This is a genomic window from Enterococcus moraviensis ATCC BAA-383 (assembly GCF_000407445.1).
Classification (GTDB): Bacteria; Bacillota; Bacilli; order Lactobacillales; family Enterococcaceae; genus Enterococcus_L; species Enterococcus_L moraviensis.
Genome location: NZ_ASWB01000001.1, coordinates 1,053,006 through 1,074,723 on the forward strand (window position 1 = coordinate 1,053,006; position 21,718 = coordinate 1,074,723).

A 21,718-nucleotide genomic window follows, 5' to 3' on the forward strand; every position below is an offset into this window, starting at 1 on the left:
GCTATTTTTAAGCAGTAACAACTTGCTAATCCTGCTATTGCTACTTTTGAGATAACTAAAAAAAAATCCAGCATTGCATCTGGATTTTTTAAGTACATTATACGCTAGAGGTCTTCTTCATAAAAGCGCCCAAGAATTTTTACATTATCAGAAATGCTCACAAAAGCTGATGGATCGGATTCTTTCATTGCGGATTCCAATGATGGTAATTCATAACGAGTCACAACAGTTAAAAGCAAGGTCTGTTTATCATGACGATATGCCCCTTCTGCTTCATGGATGATTGTGATTCCTCGTCTCATTTTCTGTTGAATCCCATCAATTACAGCATCTGGATTCTTTGTAATGATCATGACTTGCATCTTTTTCTGCTTTGTATAAACAGCATCTGTCACTTTACCACTTACAAAAATCGATAAGGCACTATAAAACATATATTGCCAACCAAATAGGTAACCAGCCACAAAAATGATCAATCCGTTGAAATACATAGAAATTGAACCCACAGAGCGTCCTGTCTTTTTACGGATCGTAATACTAAAAATATCCAGACCACCTGAAGATAATCCATTTTTCAATGCAAAACCAATACCAGAGCCCATCACAGCTCCACCAAAAATCGCACAAATGATTGGATCATTAGACAAAACAGTTTGTGGCACGATTTGCATAAAAATGGAAGTTAGAGTCACTGTAAGAAATGTAAAAACGGTAAATTTTTTCCCGATTTTACGCCAAGCTACAAAAAACAACGGGATATTCAACGCATATAACGTAATCGAAACAGGCACTTTAAACCCTACGACCTTTGTTGATAAGGTTGTTAAAATTTGAGCTAATCCTGTAATCCCACTGGAATAGATATTTCCTGGTTGATAAAAGAAGTTCATCGCAACAGATGCCAAAATCGCATAAACGATCGACACTGAAAGTTTTGTCGTGTAATCATGGACAGGTAAACTTTCAAAGAATTTTTTCATGTGGAAGTAGCCTCACTTTACTGGGTTCATTTGATTCTCATTATACGTGCTTTAGGGTAAGAAAAAAAGCACAATCGTTTAAATAGCAGAAAAGTATAGCTATTTTTTCATTTTAATTTGGGTATTTCATCATCTTGCAACATGTTGCACATCAGAAGAGAACGCTTACTGAAAAAAAATTTTCCGCTATGATTGAGTTGTATAAAAAAATATTGAAATGAGAAATAAAATGCGTCGCACAGAATTAGATCAATTTTCTAAAACATTTTTTATGGGTAATACTTCTGCTACATATCTAGTGGAAGGAGCTTATCAATTTGATGGAAATTGATCATCCATGTTCTTGTATGGTACCCAATCTTCAAGATGGCCGATAAAAAGGAATACTGAGTGGAACAAAAAAACTCAAAAACAGCAGAGAAAAATCCTCTGCTGTTTGATCACTATTAATATGAATGAAGTGTATTCAACATTTCTGTATAGCCTAAACTTCTAGCATAGTCTTCAGCTGTTCGTCCAGTGTTATCTTTCAATGTCTTATCTGCTCCACCTTCTAACAAAACTTTGACGATTTGTTGATAGATTTCAGATCCATCTCTTAGCGCTACCGCTTCGATCAATGCTGTATAGCCATAATTATTTTGATGATCAATGTCAGATCGACCATCTTTTAGAAGTAATTTCACATTATCAAGATGACCTTTTTCAGCTGCTGGGATCAACGCGTTGCCTCCAAAGCGATTCACTTTTTGTTGATCCGGCACTTGTTTGTCCAACATGTATGCTAAGATTTCTGTTTTTCCTTGGGCTCCAGCATAAAGATAGGAACTATCCGAGATTTGATCCTGAACATTGATATCTGCTCCTGCGTCGATCAGTTGTTTGGCGATATCTACAAAGTTTTCATGTGTTGCGATCAGTAATGGTGTTTCACCTTTGTCATTTACTTCATCGATCAGGTAGTTTTTATCTTGAAGTATTGTTCCTACTTTGGTAGCGTCATTATTAGTCACAGCTTGAATCAAAGAACCTTCTGGAAATGATGGGTTGGCTGGTTCTACGCTACTCATTGATGTTGCTTCTGATTCTTTTGACTGACTTGTACTACTTTTTTCAGTTGTCATACTTGTACTCTCCTTTACCTGTTGTTTTGTATCAGCTGTTTTAGGTTGGCACGCCGAAAAAAGAATTAAAGTTAAAAACAGAACTGATATCTTTTGGAAAAACATTTTCGTCATAGCGCTCCTCCTTTAACTACGTTTACAGTTAGTATAAAGGATAAATATAAACAAATTATAAACGCTGTCCGCTAAGTGGACTATGAGCTATTCTTTCTTGTTAAAACAAAAAGCTATCGAGTGTCCAATTAGAGCTACAGTTGGTATCTGAAAGGATAAATCAAAATTATATGACCACCGTTGATTTTCAATATAAGTGGTAACATTAATAAAAAATTCTTGTTTTAGCTATTGGCGATACTAGCTGTTCATTGTAGCTAAGACGAACTAAAAAAAGGGAGTAGTGTTTATATATATACCCTCCCATTTTCTATTCTGTCTATTGTTTAAAATACAACTCGATTTTTTGCGGATCATCAAGCCCAGCCTTTAGTAGGATGATTTTTGTCTGAGCATTTTTAACTAGCTCCCCTTGATCATCATACTTGTTTTTTTGGTCTAAACTAATGGCCCATTTCGCATTCTTATCATCATTTAAAGCTAAGGCGGTGGTTCCAAATTGCTTAGCTTGTTCGAATGGATATTCTTCTACTTCCCCGTCCGTCTGGATCACAACTCCTGTTGTCCCACTTGATGTTAGACTGGTCTTTCCATCTTTTGATGCCCAAGAACCTGTCAAATTAGATAAAACATAAGAATAGGCTATTCTTCGCCCACCATATGTGCCAATATATTGATGTAATGCTTGGTCTTTTGAACGATAGACCAAAACACAGGTTTCATTCGTTAACCAAGTTAGTTGATAGTCAGTGATCTCTCCAACAGGCAGTTTTTCTTTTAACCGCGCAATGATTAGATAATAATTATTGTAATAGTACAACGCATGATCGTTATTTGTTTCCTTCACTAAAAAAACTTGTTTTGCATCTGGTGACAGGCTCATAATTGTTTTTTCTTTCGGCTTTACCAATCCCAAGAGGATACTTACTATGATGATCACTGCAATCTCAAGCCAAATGATCTGAATTTTTCTTTTCTTATCAAGGTCTATCAAGCATAGTAGCGTCAAGCCTAAAAACAAAAAGCTTCCTACTATTGCAACGAAAAGAAGCCAATCACTAATTAAATCGAACCCTCTCGAAGAAATAACCATGAATCCACCTAAAAACAGCAAGCATAGAATCAGCAACATCAAAAAGATGATCCCGCTAACTTTTTTTATTGTTTTCTTACTCCTCATCTGCCTCTACCTCACGATCAAACACCCAATTTTCACCATTATCTTTTGAAATAAATTTTCCTTTTACTAAACCACCTTTGTAGTCACCAACTTCTCCTTGATTCAACATAAGTTCTAATTGATTCCCAGATTTAGACGGCATTTCAGCCACTAAAAAAATAGCTTTATATTCTTCTGGTACCTGAATCGTCGCTGTTTTCCAACTAGCTCCGCCATCTTTTGTGACTTGTAAATTAGGTGCTGCTCCGAAAGATAAAAAGCCTGTATTTTCATCAACAAAACCACCAGCTTGAACCAATGATGTTTGATTGGTATTAGCCGTTTCCTCCCAAGTTTTCCCACCATCGTGTGTTAAATACGCTACTGTTCCTTCTTGACGAGCAACTCGACCACCAGAGTAAATCACATAGCCAAAATCTTTGCTTAGAAAATCGATCTTTCTAAAACGAATACCAGCATTTTCTTGGGAAATCTCATATCTTTGCCACGTTTTTCCTTGATCCACCGTTTGTATTAGCTTCAAACCTAGATCTTCATATAGAAATGACGTTTTTTCTTTTGTTAAAAAATAGCTGTTCTCCATCAACTCATTATCATAAGAGGGTGTGTATTCACCAAATTGTATCTTTTCTAGACGTTCAGGAACTTCCGACCAATTCTCTCCTGAGTCATAGGTTACATAGAGCTTTTCCCCCTTGACCAATACATCTGTTTGCTTTTGACTAGTCATTTTTGGCGGTTCATTTAGTTCCTTTAAATCGCTTTGTTCAGCTTCTTGCAGCCCTTTGATTTCCTTATTATACGTTTCAACACTTGTTGGTCGGAACACATAAAAAGACAATCCTGCCAAAACGATTAATACAACAGCCATAATCAAAAAAAGTATATGATTTTTATTTTTCAATTTACTCACTCCCTTAACCGAATTTTCTATTTAAATTATAGAGGAAGCACTCTTTTATTGAAAGGGCTATTTTCATTTGTTAGATAAGAAAAAAGCTTTCAATAAACGATGGTAGTTTATCGAAAGCTTGTTATTCTCTGACTAAGTCAAAATTTATTCATCTATCGCAGTTACGTCGATATTCAATTCAAACAATTGTAACGGTGAAACCACACTTGGCGCACTTGTCATTGGATCAGCTGCTTTTCCGTTTTTAGGGAAAGCGATCACTTCACGAATGTTGTTTTCACCCGCTAATAACATTACTAAACGGTCTAATCCTAACGCAATTCCGCCATGTGGCGGGAATCCGTAGTCTAAAGCATCTAATAAAAAGCCAAATTGTTCTTGCGCTGATTCTTTGGTAAATCCTAGTGTTTCAAACATTTTTTCTTGTAAATCACGTTTGTGAATACGCAGCGAACCGCCACCTAATTCATAACCGTTCAAGACGATATCATATGCTTCAGCATAGACTTTTGCTGGATCTGTTGAAAGTAATTCAATATCAGATTCTTTTGGTTGTGTGAATGGATGGTGAGCAGAAACGTAACGACCAGCTTCTTCATCATATTCAAACAATGGCCAATCAATAACCCATAGGAAATTAAATTTAGACTCATCGATCAACCCTAATTCTTTCCCTAAACGAGAACGAACAGCGCCCAAAGCAGCCGCAACGATTTCTGGTTTGTCTGCACCAAACATCAAGATATCGCCAACCTCAGCATTTGTTGCTTTGATCAAGTCATCTGAAACCTCTGTTAAGAATTTTGCAATCGGACCTTTTAGTCCATCTTCTTCTACTTTTAACCAAGCAAGTCCTTTAGCACCAAATTGACTTACATAGGTTCCTAGATTGTCCATATCTTTTCTAGAATATTTATCTGCTGCGCCTTTAGCGTTCAACGCTTTAACATGTCCGCCATTTTCAAGCGCCATTTGGAACACTTTGAAGTCAACATCTTTGACCACATCAGCGATATCGATCAATTCCATATCGAAACGTGTATCTGGTTTGTCACTTCCATAACGTGCCATCGCTTCATCATAGCTGATACGAGGGAATGGTAACGTCACTTCGATTCCTTTTGTTTCACGCATCACTTTGGCTAACATTTCTTCAGTCATTGTTTGAATCTCTTCTGGAGACAAGAAGGTTGTCTCTAAATCGACTTGAGTAAATTCTGGTTGACGGTCACCACGTAAATCTTCATCACGGAAACAACGAACGATTTGATAATAACGATCGAAACCTGCATTCATCAACAATTGTTTAAAAATTTGTGGTGATTGTGGTAACGCATAAAAATGACCAGCATGGACACGTGAAGGAACTAAGTAGTCACGCGCGCCTTCTGGTGTTGATTTACCAAAATAAGGTGTTTCGATATCGATAAAATCAGTATCGTCTAAATAATGACGAATCGATTTTGTTACTTCATGACGTAATTTTAAGTTTGCTGTCATTTGTGGACGACGTAAATCTAAATAACGATATTTCATGCGAATTTCATCGCCAACATTGTTTTCATCTTCAATTAAAAACGGTGGTGTTTTCGCTGTATTTAAAATCGTGATGTCTGTTGCCATCACTTCAAATTCACCAGTTTTCATTTTAGGGTTGATTGCTTCTTTGTCACGATAAGTTAGCTCACCAGTAATTTCGATTACATATTCACTACGGCATTTATCTGCAATTTCCCACGCCTCTTTTGAGTGGGCTGGATTAAAGACCACTTGCGCAATTCCTTCACGGTCACGTAAATCGATAAAAATAACCCCACCTAAGTCACGGCGCTTTTGCACCCACCCTTTTAAGGTAATCACTTGTCCTACTAAATCTGCAGAAACTTCTCCACAGTATACTGTTCTTTTTGCCATTGATTTTTGCTCCTCTTCATTTTTTACTTTTTATTGATCAAACATCACGGTCATCATTTCATCATAGACTTCATCGAATCTTTCATAAATATCTGATAGTGGAAATGCTTTTTCATTACGATTCGCCATTGATTTTACGTTGACGATTCCATCTGCTAATTCCGTTTCACCTAAGGTCAAAGCGAGTTTGGCATTTAATTTTGCAGCTGTTTTAAATTGTGCTTTGGCTTTACGATCCATAAAATCACGATCCGCTGAAAAGCCAAAATTACGGATTGCTTGAACTAGTTTTAGCGATGCGATATTGGTTTGCTCCCCGATTCCAACTACATAGGCATCGATTTCATTGATTACAGGAACCGCAACACCCTCTGCTTCCATCGTGATCAAGACACGTTCAATTCCCATTGCAAAACCAAAACCAGGAGTTGCAGGACCACCTAATTCTTCAACTAATCCATCATAACGTCCGCCAGCACAAATCGTTGCTTGTGCACCCATGCCAGGTGCTTCACTCATTACTTCAAAAATCGTATTTGTGTAATAGTCTAACCCACGAACCATATTGCTATCCACTTCAAACGGGATAGCCAATTCGTTTAGCATCGTTTTAACTGTTTCAAAATGTTCTTTAGATGACTCGCTTAGATAATCTAATATCGATGGTGCATCTGCTACAATCGCTTGATCTTTTTTATCTTTGCTGTCTAATACACGCAATGGATTTTCGTGTAAACGACGTTTTGAATCTTCGCTCAATTCAGCTGATTTTGGTTCTAAATAGTCGATCAGGGCTTGACGATATGCCGTTCTTGTTGCTTTATCGCCTAATGAGTTGATTACTAATCGAATTTGTTTGATACCTAATTGTTTGAAAAAGTCTAAAGCCATTGCCATACTTTCAACATCAACCGCTGGATTCACGCTCCCGAAAGCTTCTGCTCCGATTTGGTGGAATTGTCTTAAACGACCTGCTTGGGGACGTTCATAACGAAACATCGGTCCCATATAGTAGGTTTTATATGGTTTCGCAAATTCAGGTCCAAACAGTTTATTTTCGACAAAAGAACGAACGATTGGGGCTGTTCCTTCTGGACGTAACGTTACATGACGATCTCCTTTATCGTAAAAGTCATACATTTCTTTTGACACGATATCGGTTGTGTCTCCTACACTGCGAGAAATAACTTCATAGTGTTCAAAAATCGGTGTGCGAATCTCTTCATATTGATAATCACGAAAAATCAAACGAGCTGTTTCTTCAACAAATTGCCATTTTTCGGAAGTCCCTGGTAATAAGTCATTGGTTCCTTTTGGTTTTTGATAACTCATTGTTTCATCTCCTAGTTAGTGTTTATTGTGACAACGATTTTTTATAGTAGGGATACGTCGTGTCTTACTTTTTACGCTCTTCTCACTTATTTTATCGCTGATTTTTTCTTTTGTTAGCGGGATTTGGTGATTTACAACAAAAAATCGCCCTTGTATTAAATACAAGGGCGAATGAATAGACATACGCGGTACCACCTAAGTTTGAAAGATTGCTCTTTCCTTTAACGATTAACGCTCGTAACGGAACGGCTTTTTATCCGTTCATCTCCAGAATGTCTTTCGATTTCCCTAATGAAGTTGTTTTCAGCCACGACAACTTTCTCTTATACGATTAGATTGAAATGTACTCGTTCTTTCATTGACTTTTAATATTATATATAAATTACTAAAGTTTCACAGTAAAGTCAAGAAAAAATTCGGTTTGTGTCGCTAGATTACTCTTTTACTTTATTTGAAAAAAGAACAAACGGCATGTAAATCAATGTTCCGATAACAATAATGACAATCTGTAATAGTACCGCGCGGAAATCTCCTGCTGTTGCTAAGTAACCAGACAGGATCGGTGGTGTTACCCAAGGAACTAGAATATATGTTGGCGTTACAAGGTTTAAGCTTGTCGCTGTGTAAGCTAATATTGTTGAAACCATTGGAACAATACAAAATGGAATTGCATAAACGGGATTGAATACAATCGGTAGTCCAAACATCATTGGTTCACTAATATTAAATAGACTAGATACACCACCAAGTTTTGCAATCATTCGCTGGTCATCACGTTTTGACCAAATCAAAACCGCAATCACTAAACAAATCATTGTGCCGCCTCCGCCCATATAGACATAAGCATCCAAGAATGGTTGAGTTACAATATTTGGTGCCGCAGAACCCGCTTGAATCGCTTCAATATTTTGCTGTAAAGAAGTCAATAAAATCGGACCTGAAATTGCTCCAAATACAAACGCCCCATGAATCCCAAAGATAAACACGAAGGTTGATAAGAAAACATAGGCTAAAATACCAGGCAATGTTTGAAAGCCACCTACTAAAGGCGCTTGTAAAATCGTGACTACAACATCTGGAATCGTATGCCCACTAAATGTACGGACAACAACTTCAAAAATAGCAAAAAGTGTAATTGTGAAAAAGGCTGGAATCAGGCTATTAAATGATTTAGCAATCGCAGGCGGTACACTATCAGGCATTTTTATTTTCAATTTATTGTTCGTTGAAAGTTTGACTACAAGCGGCACACTAATGATTGCCGCAATGATCCCCAATAACATTGCAGAGGCACTTGTATACGTTTGAGTCAACGTTCCTGATGTTTGGATCTCCGTTCCATCAAACCCTGTGATGTTGATACTATTAGGTACCAATACGACATAGCAAGCAAGAGCAATGATTGCCTCTAACGCACCATCACTACCATATGATTTTGCTAAACGGAAGCCAATCAAAAATGTCACCATCAAACCTAAAATCCCTAACGTACCATTGTATGCCTGAACGCCAATTTCAGCAATCATTTCATGGCCTGGCATATTACGCAATAATCCTGTTTTTTCAGCCAATAAAACATTATTCACTAACAAGAAAAATGCAGCTACGATCGTAATTGGAATTGTACTAGCAAATGCATCACGAATCGTAGCGATAAAACGATTAGTCGCAATTTTATTCGCATACATTGCAATTTTTTCACCTAAAGCTTCTTTATTAAAACTCGATTCTTTATTCATTGATTATTCTCCTTTAGTTGAATCATATTTGATTAATTCTGTGATCAAAGCTAGCCATTTCCCAGCAACGCCAACCCAAACTTCTTTATATGTCGCATTGTTGAATTGTGGCCAATAAGGTTCATCTTCATTCCCAAATGTTTGGATTCCGACTGGCATTTCCCCAACCATTTCGCCAGATGATACTGAATATTGTTGAGGATAATCATATCCTTCTCCATAAACCATCGATTGACTAAACGGATTTTTACCGACGAGCCATTGCAATTGACCATGCGCCATCTCTAGAAGCTTTTGATTTTTTACCAAACGACCCATGATTGCGGCGCTGATTCCCATTGATAAAATAATTCCGTTATTCCCTCTAAATGAAAACCAAACTGGAAAACGTTTGATGTACAATCCAGGTCCAACCTTGACCCCAGCTAATAATTGCTCCTGATATGCAGCTTCTGCTTCTTGATCTACAAGTAAATGCTGACGCTTGAAACTGTCATGATCTTTCCATTCATCTTCTTTATAAATACCACTAGCAAACATTGGATAAGGTGCTGTAAAATCGTTTAAAAAGGTTAAATATTCACCATAATTTTTTGCTTGCTCTTGCCACATTTCTGCTTTTTCATGGGTTGAAAAACGATGTAAAATCTCTTCAAAGGCTTGTGCAAATAAATGTTCTCTAGCTTGATGATTAAAATGTTGAAACACAGTGTGTGTCTCATCTCGATAAAACATCCCTTTTAACCTTTCGCCATTATCCAGTACAACCCCATTTTGTTCCTGACATTGTAATAGCTGCTCAAACCAAGTAATTGCGTGCTCTTTATAGTGTTCTTCTTTAGTTAAACCAAAGAGTAACGAGGCCGTCCAAGAAATCGTTGCTAAAAAAGTGCTTTTAGAAGTGCTATATGTGTGTTCCCAAAAAACGGGTTCATGCTCAAATCCTGTTTTTTGAAATCCGGCGTATGCAAATCCATAATCTTCTTTGGCCACTTGATTCAATTTTTCTACTAAGGGGTGTCCTTCTTCTAAATCGAGAACTATTTTGGCTAAAATTCCCGTAATCAAGAAATTGTCATATGGATTGTTATGAATTCTTGGTTTTGCATCATCCATATTTCCGATTCGATTATCTGTCCACCTTGTAATTCCAGCACTTGTTAAACGGTCACCTTCATCCAAACGCGTTTTTAGAATGAAATCGATCCCCCATTCTCCTTCTTCAATCAAACGAAGATATAACATCGGATTACTCTCTTTAACCTGAGTTGCCATTTCAAAAATGCTAGCTGTTACTTCAGCCGTTTGAACTAATTGTTGTGATAAATCGCCAGCATCGTGCCAACCACCATTAAATGAAACAGTCGTCCCTTTATATTCAGTAACAATATCTTCATGACATGTACCATGAATCCCATGAATAGGACCTCCGCACCGTTCACAGTAAATAAAATTCAATGATTTCCAGATTGATTCGTGCTTTAATTTATACGTCGTATCAATTCCAAAGGATTCTGTCTGCCTTTGATCTACTTGTAAATAATACCTGCCTGGTTTTGTGATTTCAGAAAAGTCTAAAAGACCAAATATCCCTGTACTTGTGGTTATATTTTTGATTTCTTTTATTAAAACTGTTTCATCTGTCTGACTATTTTTTACAGAAAATTCTTTTTGTTGCCACTGTTCTTGATGAATGATCGCTGTCTTTTCAAAGTCTTTATGATACCCAATATGAGAATAGATAATTGTTTGTTCTTTAGGCTGCCAACCTTTAGCAGAAGTATTATTTTGATTTTTTTCTAAAAATAAGTCTTTGATTGTATAAGAAATTGTTCCTTGTAGGTTCATATAAGATCCATTAGCCCCAGTGGCGATTTTGATACCTGTAACTTTATCTCTCGGCAAATTACTAATATCTAAAATACACGTTTGCCACTGATTATTTTCAAGGTTGATGACATGGGTTCCTTCTCTGTTGTATATATCTGGTATTTTTATCTCTCCATCATTTTCAATTGTGATCACAACATTCGGATTTACTACATTGATACATTGAGGTAAGATAGATAATTTTACTTGAGTATACTCAGACCAATCTTGTTCATCGATTGTTAAATGAGCCATGATTTCCCCAAAATTCACATAATCACCGTCTTCTGGAGCATCCACGGACCACGTTGAATAACGTGTATCGCCTGAAAGGATTACCTGATCAGTGCTTACTTCAATTGCCCCACGTCCAACATGTCGCCAAACATCATTTCTATTCGTAAGTAAAGAAACTGATTTTTCTATTTTTTCCTGCGCTAATTGACGTTGCTCATACGAATTGGTTTTATCGATCGTTAATGGTCTGTGTAAAATACCTGAATCCAGCACTTCTTTTTGAAACTTATCCACTGTCTTCTCTCCTTTCTATATTAAGAGCATGCTAATAATGCTGCTCCTTTTAACGCTATCGTTTGTGGATCTAAGTCTGTAACGCTCACTCCATGTGTAACAAAACGCATTGTTTTAGCATTTAGTAACGTTACCATTTTTTCTAAGAACCAATGATCACTCATGACTCCACCTCCAAAAATAACCGCTTCTGGATCGCTGACGCGTACCATATTCATCGTCAAAGCCGCAGCAGCCTTTAATGCACGATCTACTACATGCCTTGCTAAAGCATCTTCTTGTTCATATGCACGTCTTAATTCTTCAAAACTGATCCGTTGATCCTCCTTGATAGCCAAGGTCGTTTTAGGATACAAATTCTTTAATTTCATAGCCTGACGATGCATTCCTAACCCTGATGCAAACAACTCTACACAACCAAATCTTCCACAGGAGCATTGATCATCACTTGTAATATCTACGACCATATGACCAACTTCACCTGCATTGAAATGACCTCCACTAATGATACTTCCATCTGTAATGGTTCGTGCGGCAATGCCTGTCCCAATATTTATATAGACAAAATTATCTGTCTCAGTGCCCATTCCAAGTTCATTCTCTGCGACAGCCGCACTTGATACATCATTTGTGATTTTACAGGGTAGCTTAAATCGCTCTTTAATTTCATCAGCTAATGAAATGGACTCTGAAAGGCCGGGATGAATTTCGATCCATTCCCCTAAGTCAGTATCGACTCGCCCAACTACACAAATACCAATCCCTGTAATCAAGCGATTAGATCCATATTCCTGCAGATAATCAGCTATAGCTATTTTTATTTTCTCTGTTGCTGCCCGCTGACTTGATACGTCAGAGGGATATTTTTTACTTGCGATTATTTCTCCCGCTTTTGTTAATTCTCCCACTAAAATTTTTGTACCGCCTAAATCTACGGCCAAAACTGTTTCTTCCATTTTTTCACCTCAACAACTTGATAACGTTACCAAATGTATGCGTTTTATTCATTTGTTGAATTCATAATATATCACGATTTTATAATTGTCAATAGCTTAAACACATTATTTGGTAACGTTATCAAATAATTCTTGCATTTTATTCTTCTCTAGCATAAACTACTAGCAGGAGGTAAAAATCCATGAAAAAAACAATTACAATTAAAGAAATCGCTAAAAAAAGTGGTGTCTCAGTGTCAACGGTTTCACGCGTCTTAAATAACCATCCTTCTGTTTCTCCAACCAAACGAGCAAAAGTTCAAGCCGTTATCAAAGAAGAAGGCTTTCAACCAAGTATGTTAGCTCGAGGCATGGTTTCAAATAAGACTCAGACACTCGCCGTGCTCGTACCGGATATCAATAACCCTTATTTTACGGCTTTAATTTCTGAAATCGAAATTGCCAGTCAAGCATTGAACTATTCGCTACTCCTTTTTAATACAATGACAGCAGGTCACAATAAACAAAAAGACAGTAGCTTTGCTGAACAAAATACATTCAATACGATTTTAGAGAAAAAAGTAGATGGCGTGATTATTCTTGGAGGAGAAATCGATAAAGATGATCCAAATGCTGACTATTTAAATGCACTCAATCAGCTCAACCAACAAATTCCCGTGCTGATTGTTGGTCAGCATCAAGAAAATTGTACAGCTCATTTCGTTGAGCGTGATCTTGAAAAAGGGGTATTTCTAGCAACGCAACATTTACTTGCTTTAGGAAATCGCTCTATTGGCTTTATCGGCGGTGAACCAGCTATTAAAATTACGACTCAAAGAGTAGCGGCATTTAAAAAAGCTCTCTCTCTTTACACAACATTTGATGAATCACTGCTTTACCTAAGTGATTTTTATACAGAAGACGGCTACAACAGCATGAGTCAATTGATCGCCTCAAAACACCCCTTACCTGATGCTGTTATTGCAATCAATGATCATGTTGCCTTAGGTGCATTTCGTGCTTTAAAAGATCATCAATTATCTTGTCCTGAAGACATTGCTATCGCTAGTTGCGATGCTTTTCCAAACGGAGAATATCAAACGCCTAGAATCACAACTGTTAATCAACATAACTCGTATCTCGGACAAATCGCTGTCGATCGCTTACTGAAATTGATCGACGACGAAAGCGTAGAACAGTATGAAATACACTCACCAGATTTGATTATTCGTGAATCATGCGGTATTAAAAAGGAGCGTTAAACAATGGAACCTCATTTAATTTTTATGGATATTGATGGTACTTTAGTTGATAATCATCAGAACATTTCAAAAAAAACAAAAAAAGTCATCAACCACTTACAAGAACTAGGGCATTTATTTTACGTTGCAACTGGTCGCAAGTTCTCTTCTGCTGCCACGATTGCGAATACATTAAGCCCACAAACACAAGTTGTTGCTTCAAATGGCAGTATTTACTCGATTCACTCACAATTGGTAAAACACCAATTATCAAAAGAGGCATTGATTTTGATTTACAATGCTGTATCTGAAATTGCTATGCCGATTTTCTTTTTTGGCGAACATACTGTTTTTTATACGGAAGAATTACCAGAATATTTTACTAAAAGTGACCAAGCTCGAATAACAAATGAGTCTGAAAAAGAATTTGTCGCGATTCGCTCATTAAGCGATTTAATCGATCATCACAAAGAAATCATCAACGGTATTATTATTTCTGAAACTGATTTAGAAGGACTACACTCGCTTAAAGATAAATTAGAAGACAGTCAATTGCTCTCCGTTTCTTCTTCTCACTTCAATAATATCGAGCTGATTCCTAAAGGCGTTAATAAAGCAACCGCAATCCTTGCAATTCAAGACAAATTAATGATCCCCTCTGAACGTGTGATTAGCTTTGGAGATGGAATAAATGATATTGAGATGTTGGAAGCAACGGGTATTAGCGTGGCGATGGGAAATGCCCAAGGTAAAGTAAAAGCTGCTGCAACGTATGTTACGGATTCTAATCTCGATGATGGTATCGCCAATTTTTTACAAAATCATTTTCAGTTAACACATTTTTAAAATTAGATCACCCAACTTTTAATTCAAGGAGTGTTACTATGTTAGATAAACCAACAATGTTATCGTATATTTTAGAAGAACAAGAAAAATTAACTGCTATCTTAGCACAATACCCCGCTAATATCGACCAAGCAATCGAAGGCTTAGATCTTTCGGCGAAGAATTGGTTGGTTTTAGGGACTGGCTCTAGTATCAATGCAGCGCAAAGTGCTAAATATTACATGGAAAAAAAGGCAAAAATCAAATTAGATATTCAAGAACCCTATAATTTTTCTCACTATGAAATGATCGATCCTACTTTACAAGTTGTGTTGGGCATTTCTCAAAGCGGACAAAGTACTTCAACCATCGAGGCAATGAATAAGGTTAATGCCCATCATGCAGTGCATACAATGGCCGTGACAAGTATACCTGATAGTGAAATTACTAAAGTCACCAGCTCAACGTTAGATATTTTATCTGGACAAGAGCGTGTGGGTTACGTGACTCTAGGTTTTTCTGCAACAGTTTTAAATCTAATGCTTTTGGGTCTAAGAATCGCAGTGAAAAAACAATTGCTTTCTGAAACACAAGAACAACAAGAACTGACTGACTTTAAAAATCTTACCGCTACATTTAATCAATCTATCGAAAAAACAATCGCTTTTTTCACTAACAATCGATCAGACTTTAAAGCAGCTCCTCGTTTTACTGCGATTGCTTATGGACCAACTGTTGGTACCGCTCAAGAAATGGAGACCAAATTTTCTGAAACCATCCGAGTTCCTTCTCAAGGTGTCGAGTTAGAAGCCTTTATGCACGGACCGTATTTAGAGATAAATCCTGAACATCGTCTTTTCTTCATTGATACACCAGCAAAAGCTGAAATCATCGAAAAGGCTAGCCTTTTAAAACAATATGAACAAAAACACACTGCACACGTCTTTACCATTTCATTACGGAAAGAGACGGCTGAACATGACCATGAATTAGCATTAGGTAGTTGTGAAGATGAATATAAAGCACCTTATTTAGCCATTATTCCTTTCCAAGTACTGTGCTGGTATATCTCTAAGGAAAAAGGCATTGATATTACACAACGGATTTTCACAGATTTTTCACAAGCTGTAAAAAGTAAAACCACTGTCCAAGACTACGTGTAAAACGCTACTATCAAGAAGGAGTTGCTTCTGCTCCCACCGTCTATTCGTATAAAAAGTGTCTGGCATATAACTCGCAGAGTTATGTCCCAGACACTTTTTATCTATCAATAAGACAAAACACTTCACTGTTTCGTTTCTATCAACTACACTAAAAGAAGAAAAGTCAGGAGGAATCATCATGACACAACCCGTACAAATTGGTAAAACATCTGTCTATTCAACCCCTTTAGGTTTGGGTGCGAACGCTGTTAGCGGCCACAATTTATTTCCGAACTTAAACGATGAAACAGGCAAAGAAATTGTTCGAACGGCTTTAACAAACGGAATTACTTTACTCGACACAGCTTTTGCATATGGCATGGGCCGTTCAGAAGAGTTGATTGGCGAAGTATTAAAAGAATTTGACCGCAGTAAAATAGTGATTGCGACTAAAGCAGCTCACGATCCAGCAAATTCTGGCTCATTTAACAATACACCAGAATTTTTGACACGTTCTGTCGATGAAGCATTGAAGCGACTTCAAACCGACTATATCGATATATTCTATATTCATTTTCCAGATAAAACAACGCCAAAAAATGAGGCCGTATCAGCTCTACAAAAACTCAAAGAAGCTGGAAAAATCAACGCAATAGGCGTTTCTAATTTTAGTTTAGCTCAAATCAAAGAAGCAAATCTTGACGGTTTCGTAGATATTGTAGAGGATGAATATAGCTTGATCCATCGTGAGGCAGAAAATGACTTGATGCCTTATTTAAAAGAAAATCAGATTTCTTTTGTCCCCTATTTTCCACTAGCATCAGGCTTATTAACTGGAAAATACGAAAGCGACGTTACTTTTCCGCCTGAGGATTTACGGAGTAAAAAACCTGATTTTCAAGGGGAACGTTTTAAAGAAATTATCCATCATGTTGATCAACTTAAATTGATGGCAGCAGATTACAATACAAGTGTTGCAGCACTCGTGCTTGCTTGGTATATCAAAAACCCGTTTATTGATGTTGTTATTCCTGGAGCAAAACGTCCCGAGCAAGTCCGCAACAATATCAAAGCGTTAGACGTTCATTTGACTGATGAAACCTATCACCAAATTGATACATTATTTCGTTTAACCTAGCATTCACATAAAAAAATACAGAAATGAGATAAGTAGCCCTTACAAAGACTACTCATCTCGTTTCTGTATTTTAATTTGTATTAGGCTTAAATATCTAAGAGGATCGTTAAAGAAATCAGTGCTTCAGAAATTGCTTCAAGTAATTGTATCGCATTATCCTCATATATGTTTTTTGCTGATAGTGTCAAAATCACTTCTTCATCTAGAATACCATAATAAAGACCAAAACCTGCTTTATTGACTGGACCAAAGCTGAATGATTCTACTATTTCATAAGGAATTCCTGTCGTAGATATAAAATCTTCGGTTAACAAACTAAGTGCCTCTGCTGAGAAAAACACATTCCCTTCTTCTGGGTTCAATGCCATTTTTTGTAGACCAAATAAATGGCGTTCTATCCCTTGACCATTTTGGCATTGACGAATCCGCTCAGAGTGCGCGTTTGCCGCTATGATAAATTGTTCTACTAACTCATCTTTAGTCGGTTCCTCCTCATTGTAAAAAGCCTCAACGAATTGTTTCTTTTCTTGACTAATTGAGCGGGCAGATTCTGTTCGCCCTTCATAATACATCCGCATAGCAACTGGTTCATAAACTGATCTTAATTTTCCAAAAACCGTTTGTTGGGCCATAGCTAAACTGATATGAAAAAAAGCATCTGGACTTACGTTTGCTTTTTTCATCCGCTCTTTCCCAACTTCTGATACTACTTGGTGTTTAATACAGTACGAACCATTCTCTACTTCAGCGAGTTGTTTAGCTTCCTCTAGAGCACCGGTCATTTCGTCAGTCAAAGACCATTCTATCTTTTGAACTAAATCAGAGGCAGACTCTCCAGTGATTTGTTGTGTATATTCCTCATTAAATGAGTCAAAAATTTTCGTAAGCAAATTCAATGTCGGTACGCCATCAATTGCCGTATGTTCCATGTTAAAACCGATAAAACCATTTTTTGTGATAACCGCTTGGGTTGTTTTCGACAAAAATTGATGACTTGTATTCAACAGAACTTCTGTTATTCGATCCTCTTTCGATTCATCTTTTCCATCTGAAAAACTCAAAATAAACAGGCCGTTTTCAATTGATTGTAAACTCTGCTTGTTTAAGCTAGTTTCTTTTAACTGATGATACAACCGATTTGAGTGTGTTCGTTCAACCCCAGTTACATAAGGAATCAACTGTTCGCCACTCTTTTCTGCCTCAAAAGATAAGATAAACTTCAAATTTTCTTGTAATTGTTCCACAGGGTAAAGTTCGCCTAAAGAATTTGTGGTCGCCAAACGAAAATAACGATTCTTTGCAAAAATCACAACATAGTTGTCTGCTGCTTCCAACTCTCCTTTGAAAAAAGAATCACGTTCCACCCCAGGTATTCTACAGCTTTTGAAAAAATTAGTGTAAAACGACATATCAACAGGTTGTTTTGATTTTGTATATTCAATCGGAAATGTGCCATCAAGCAAACTAAGATAAATTTTACCCATTTGATAAATCAGTTGGGCAGCTCGTGCTTCTTTTGACTCGACTTGATCATAATAGTACTCATCTATAACTAAACCAAAATTTGATTCTGTTTGTAAATACCCTCGACCCTCTAAATAGCTTTCTTCCCATAAAGGCGCCAACCAACTGCCTGTTGTATTTTCTGCATAGTCCACTAAATCCTTTTGCAATAGTAATCCATCTGAAAAACGAAATGCTATTGCTTTTTTTTGAAAACTTCTTAATTGTTCTAAGCTAACCACGGGTCTTAGCCAATTGTTTAACTCGACCAAGGTTTCTTGCAATTCTGGTACGGGTAGTTTTTTTAAGTTAGGTAACAATTCCTTTTTATATTTTTCCATCTTACACCTCAACAATCACTTTACCTTTTATTATACCAAGCATTCACTCCAAATAAGTCTTTTCAAAAGAATTTATCAAAAAACATCATTCCTGCTCCTAAAAATTGCAGGAATGATGTTTTTGATTAGTTATCATTTGTATCAATAATGATCGTTACTGGTCCATCATTAATCAATGATACCGCCATATCAGCACCGAATTCGCCTGTCTCTACAGGTATATTCAGTTGTTTTAGTTGTTGATTGAATTGTTCATATAAAGGAATCGCCACTTCTGGTCTGGCAGCTGCTATAAAACTAGGTCGGTTGCCCTTTTTAGTATCTGCGTATAACGTAAATTGAGACACACTCAAAATACTTCCTTGAACTTCTTGAATACTCAGATTCATTTTACCAGCAGTGTCTTCAAACACTCTAAGTTTACTGATTTTCCGAACTAAATACGCAACATCTTCTTCGCTATCTGTTTCATGAATGCCAAGTAAAATCATAAACCCTTGATTTATTTTCCCAACACTTTTTTGGTCGATCTTTACTTCAGCTTGACTGACTCGCTGGATAACTGCTCTCATTACGGATCCCCCTAGCCATTGGTTCTACGGACATTATAAACATCCGGTATATTTTTTATTTTATCGACGATTGTTTTTAAATGATCTAGATTTTGGATTTTTACCGTCACATGAATCATAGCCATTTTATTTTTAGTCGGTTTAGCTTCTACACTGACTAAATTTTTGGTCATAGAACTGATCACTTGTAAGACATCATTTAACAATCCGCTGCGATTATAGCCATAAATTTCTAAGTCAGCATCATATTCTTTATTTGAATTATTCGTATCTTCCCACTCAACTTCAATCAAACGTTGTGCGAGTTCTTCTTGATGCTGTACATTTGGGCAATCGGCTCTGTGTATTGAAACACCACGGCCTTTTGTAATGTAGCCGACGATTTCATCGCCTGGTACAGGATTACAACAACGACTGATTCGAATAAGCAGATTTTCAACCCCTTGAATCACAATTCCGCCTTCATGACGAACTTTCATTCTATCTGATTCTTTTTTGACTGGCTGACTCATCAATTCTTCTGCTTCTTGCTTTTGACGTTCTATTTCTTGTTCTTTACGCTCTTTTTCAGTTAAACGATTAAAGACTACTTGGGCACTAATTTCACCATAACCGACTGCAGCATATAGATCATCTTCTGTTTGAAAATTAAAACGATCCAACGCTTCTGCCATTTTAGCTTTGCTTAAAAATTCTTTAGGTGTAAAACCATGTTCAATCAAGTACTTACTGATAGCATCATGCCCTTTGATAATATTGACTTCACGGTCTTGAACTTTAAAGAATCGCTTGATTTTATTTCTTGCCTTACTTGTGGCAACCATTTTTAGCCAATCACGACTTGGACCAAATGAATTTGGTGATGTCAGCACTTCAATGATATCCCCATTTTTCAGTGTATAGTCCAATTGGACCATTTTTCCATTGACCTTGGCACCCGTCGTCTTATTCCCGATTTCCGTATGCACACTATAGGCAAAATCAAGTGGACCAGAACCTTTTGGCAATTCGGTCACTTCACCTGTTGGGGTGAAAACGTAGACCTTATCACTAAAAATATCCCCTTTCACACTTTCCATAAATTCTGAAGCATCATAGCTTTCATCTTGTAGTTCAAGAATTTCACGGAACCAACTTAATTGTTTTGTATCATTATCTTCATCGACTTTTTCAGTCTTACCTTCTTTATAAGCCCAGTGAGCTGCTACCCCGAACTCAGCAATTTGATGCATTTCATGCGTTCTGATCTGCACTTCTACTGGATTGCCTTTGGGTCCGATAACAGTCGTATGAATGGACTGGTACATATTGGCTTTCGGCATGGCAATATAATCTTTGAAACGCCCTGGCATCGGTGTCCATTTTGTATGAATTGCCCCTAACACAGCATAACAATCCTTGATAGAATCCACAATTACGCGAATGGCTAACAAATCATAAATCTCATTAAATTGTTTCTTTTGATCTTTCATTTTACGATAAATCGAGTAAATATGTTTTGGTCGACCGTAAATCTCCGCATAAATATCCAAGTCTTCTGTCGCCAAACGGATATCTTCTACTGCCTCTTCAACATACGCTTCTCGTTCATCTCTTTTGCTTTGCATCAAGTTCACAATTCGGTAATATTGGTTTGGATTAATGTAACGTAACGCAGTATCCTCTAACTCCCATTTGATACGGCTAATCCCTAAACGATGAGCAAGCGGCGCATAGATTTCAATTGTTTCTTGTGCAATCCGACGTTGCTTGTCTTCACGTAAGTGCTTCAATGTACGCATATTATGCAAACGATCAGCTAGTTTGACCATAATGACACGTAGATCTTGTGCCATTGCCAATAGCATTTTTCGATGATTTTCAGCTAATTGTTCTTCATGAGATTTGTACTTTATTTTTCCAAGCTTCGTTACGCCGTCAACAAGCATCGCAACATCTGCTCCAAATTCATTTGCTAAATCTTCCAGTGTTACATCTGTATCTTCTACTACATCATGCAAAAATCCTGTTGCAACGGTATGTGGGTCCATCCGTAATTCAGCTAAAATTCCAGCTACTTGAATTGGATGAATAAAATAAGGTTCACCTGATTGTCTGACTTGTCCTTCATGTGCTTTTTCCGCATAGTCACACGCTTTTTGAACAAAAGCAACATGTTGGGGTTCCATATATTTTGACACGAGCTTAATGACTCCAGGTCCTGTCATAATTTCCTCTTTTGGCATGGTTCTCACTCCTTTATCTACGTCAGTTCAACTAGAGATCGGTTGTTCTAAACTAATAGATCAATACGCTCTCTTTCTAACGATTCAACAATCTTATCGT

General features: G+C 37.1%; 16 protein-coding genes and 1 other annotated feature. Of the genes, 4 read left to right on the forward strand and 12 right to left on the reverse strand.

Features of this window, described 5'->3' with window-relative positions; genetic code table 11:
- Positions 1-104: 104 nt before the first annotated feature.
- The 9 genes from I586_RS05000 to I586_RS05040 all read right to left on the reverse strand — a co-directional run bounded on the left by I586_RS05000 (position 105) and on the right by I586_RS05040 (position 12,652).
- A complete protein-coding gene (locus I586_RS05000) occupies positions 105-980 on the reverse strand; it encodes a YitT family protein (RefSeq protein WP_010764253.1) in 876 nt (291 codons plus the stop codon).
- A gap of 446 nt (positions 981-1,426) precedes the next feature.
- On the reverse strand, positions 1,427-2,218 hold the full coding sequence (locus I586_RS05005; protein WP_010764251.1) for an ankyrin repeat domain-containing protein: 792 nt from the start codon (positions 2,216-2,218) through the stop codon (positions 1,427-1,429).
- 319 nt (positions 2,219-2,537) lie between these two features.
- Complete coding sequence (locus I586_RS05010; protein ID WP_010764250.1) at positions 2,538-3,398, reverse strand: hypothetical protein; 861 nt, start codon at positions 3,396-3,398, stop codon at positions 2,538-2,540.
- Complete coding sequence (locus tag I586_RS05015; protein WP_139242672.1) at positions 3,388-4,311, reverse strand: WD40/YVTN/BNR-like repeat-containing protein; 924 nt, start codon at positions 4,309-4,311, stop codon at positions 3,388-3,390. Before I586_RS05015 ends, I586_RS05010 begins: the two co-directional genes overlap by 11 nt.
- Positions 4,312-4,455: 144 nt before the next feature.
- Positions 4,456-6,225: an aspartate--tRNA ligase gene (aspS, locus tag I586_RS05020; protein WP_010764248.1), complete on the reverse strand. Its 1,770-nt coding sequence runs from the start codon at positions 6,223-6,225 to the stop codon at positions 4,456-4,458.
- A gap of 30 nt (positions 6,226-6,255) precedes the next feature.
- On the reverse strand, positions 6,256-7,557 hold the full coding sequence (hisS, locus tag I586_RS05025; protein ID WP_010764247.1) for a histidine--tRNA ligase: 1,302 nt from the start codon (positions 7,555-7,557) through the stop codon (positions 6,256-6,258).
- Between the two features lie 160 nt (positions 7,558-7,717).
- Positions 7,718-7,925 (reverse strand) — a binding site (T-box leader).
- A gap of 66 nt (positions 7,926-7,991) precedes the next feature.
- Entirely contained in the window at positions 7,992-9,296 is a 1,305-nt protein-coding gene (locus I586_RS05030) for a PTS sugar transporter subunit IIC (protein WP_010764246.1), read from the reverse strand.
- 3 nt (positions 9,297-9,299) lie between these two features.
- Positions 9,300-11,696: a glycoside hydrolase family 9 protein gene (locus I586_RS05035; RefSeq protein WP_010764245.1), complete on the reverse strand. Its 2,397-nt coding sequence runs from the start codon at positions 11,694-11,696 to the stop codon at positions 9,300-9,302.
- A 20-nt stretch (positions 11,697-11,716) separates the two neighbouring features.
- Positions 11,717-12,652 carry an ROK family protein gene (locus tag I586_RS05040; protein WP_010764244.1) on the reverse strand — a complete coding sequence of 312 codons (936 nt, stop codon included), beginning with the start codon at positions 12,650-12,652 and terminating at the stop codon, positions 11,717-11,719.
- A gap of 182 nt (positions 12,653-12,834) precedes the next feature.
- Here I586_RS05040 and I586_RS05045 point away from each other — a divergent pair, with 182 nt between their 5' ends.
- From I586_RS05045 to I586_RS05060, 4 genes are all read left to right on the forward strand, one after another.
- Positions 12,835-13,893, forward strand: coding sequence for a LacI family DNA-binding transcriptional regulator (locus I586_RS05045; RefSeq protein WP_010764243.1), 1,059 nt, complete (start codon positions 12,835-12,837; stop codon positions 13,891-13,893).
- Positions 13,894-13,896: 3 nt separating this feature from the next.
- Entirely contained in the window at positions 13,897-14,718 is an 822-nt protein-coding gene (locus tag I586_RS05050; protein WP_010764242.1) for a Cof-type HAD-IIB family hydrolase, read from the forward strand.
- A 38-nt stretch (positions 14,719-14,756) separates the two neighbouring features.
- Complete coding sequence (locus tag I586_RS05055) at positions 14,757-15,860, forward strand: SIS domain-containing protein (protein WP_010764241.1); 1,104 nt, start codon at positions 14,757-14,759, stop codon at positions 15,858-15,860.
- Between the two features lie 178 nt (positions 15,861-16,038).
- Complete coding sequence (locus I586_RS05060) at positions 16,039-16,977, forward strand: aldo/keto reductase (RefSeq protein WP_010764240.1); 939 nt, start codon at positions 16,039-16,041, stop codon at positions 16,975-16,977.
- 86 nt (positions 16,978-17,063) lie between these two features.
- On the opposite strand, the gene I586_RS05065 is transcribed toward I586_RS05060, so the two are convergent.
- The 3 genes from I586_RS05065 to I586_RS05075 all read right to left on the reverse strand — a co-directional run bounded on the left by I586_RS05065 (position 17,064) and on the right by I586_RS05075 (position 21,618).
- Positions 17,064-18,821 carry a choline/carnitine O-acyltransferase gene (locus I586_RS05065; protein WP_010764239.1) on the reverse strand — a complete coding sequence of 586 codons (1,758 nt, stop codon included), beginning with the start codon at positions 18,819-18,821 and terminating at the stop codon, positions 17,064-17,066.
- Between the two features lie 125 nt (positions 18,822-18,946).
- Positions 18,947-19,393 carry a D-aminoacyl-tRNA deacylase gene (gene dtd / locus I586_RS05070; RefSeq protein WP_010764238.1) on the reverse strand — a complete coding sequence of 149 codons (447 nt, stop codon included), beginning with the start codon at positions 19,391-19,393 and terminating at the stop codon, positions 18,947-18,949.
- Between the two features lie 11 nt (positions 19,394-19,404).
- Positions 19,405-21,618 (reverse strand): RelA/SpoT family protein, encoded by a 2,214-nt coding sequence (locus tag I586_RS05075; protein ID WP_010764237.1) that lies wholly within the window; start codon positions 21,616-21,618, stop codon positions 19,405-19,407.
- Positions 21,619-21,718: the final 100 nt, after the last annotated feature.

Bases quoted from the DNA above. Each gene is read 5' to 3' on its own strand.
- hisS (WP_010764247.1), bottom strand. From the start codon at position 7,557: ATGAGTTATCAAAAACCAAAAGGAACCAATGACTTATTACCAGGGACT.
- I586_RS05040 (WP_010764244.1), bottom strand. From the start codon at position 12,652: ATGGAAGAAACAGTTTTGGCCGTAGATTTAGGCGGTACAAAAATTTTA.
- I586_RS05075 (WP_010764237.1), bottom strand. From the start codon at position 21,618: ATGCCAAAAGAGGAAATTATGACAGGACCTGGAGTCATTAAGCTCGTG.
- I586_RS05010 (WP_010764250.1), bottom strand. From the start codon at position 3,398: ATGAGGAGTAAGAAAACAATAAAAAAAGTTAGCGGGATCATCTTTTTG.
- I586_RS05030 (WP_010764246.1), bottom strand. From the start codon at position 9,296: ATGAATAAAGAATCGAGTTTTAATAAAGAAGCTTTAGGTGAAAAAATT.
- I586_RS05060 (WP_010764240.1), top strand. From the start codon at position 16,039: ATGACACAACCCGTACAAATTGGTAAAACATCTGTCTATTCAACCCCT.
- I586_RS05055 (WP_010764241.1), top strand. From the start codon at position 14,757: ATGTTAGATAAACCAACAATGTTATCGTATATTTTAGAAGAACAAGAA.
- I586_RS05005 (WP_010764251.1), bottom strand. From the start codon at position 2,218: ATGACGAAAATGTTTTTCCAAAAGATATCAGTTCTGTTTTTAACTTTA.
- I586_RS05050 (WP_010764242.1), top strand. From the start codon at position 13,897: ATGGAACCTCATTTAATTTTTATGGATATTGATGGTACTTTAGTTGAT.
- dtd (WP_010764238.1), bottom strand. From the start codon at position 19,393: ATGAGAGCAGTTATCCAGCGAGTCAGTCAAGCTGAAGTAAAGATCGAC.
- aspS (WP_010764248.1), bottom strand. From the start codon at position 6,225: ATGGCAAAAAGAACAGTATACTGTGGAGAAGTTTCTGCAGATTTAGTA.
- I586_RS05065 (WP_010764239.1), bottom strand. From the start codon at position 18,821: ATGGAAAAATATAAAAAGGAATTGTTACCTAACTTAAAAAAACTACCC.
- I586_RS05000 (WP_010764253.1), bottom strand. From the start codon at position 980: ATGAAAAAATTCTTTGAAAGTTTACCTGTCCATGATTACACGACAAAA.
- I586_RS05045 (WP_010764243.1), top strand. From the start codon at position 12,835: ATGAAAAAAACAATTACAATTAAAGAAATCGCTAAAAAAAGTGGTGTC.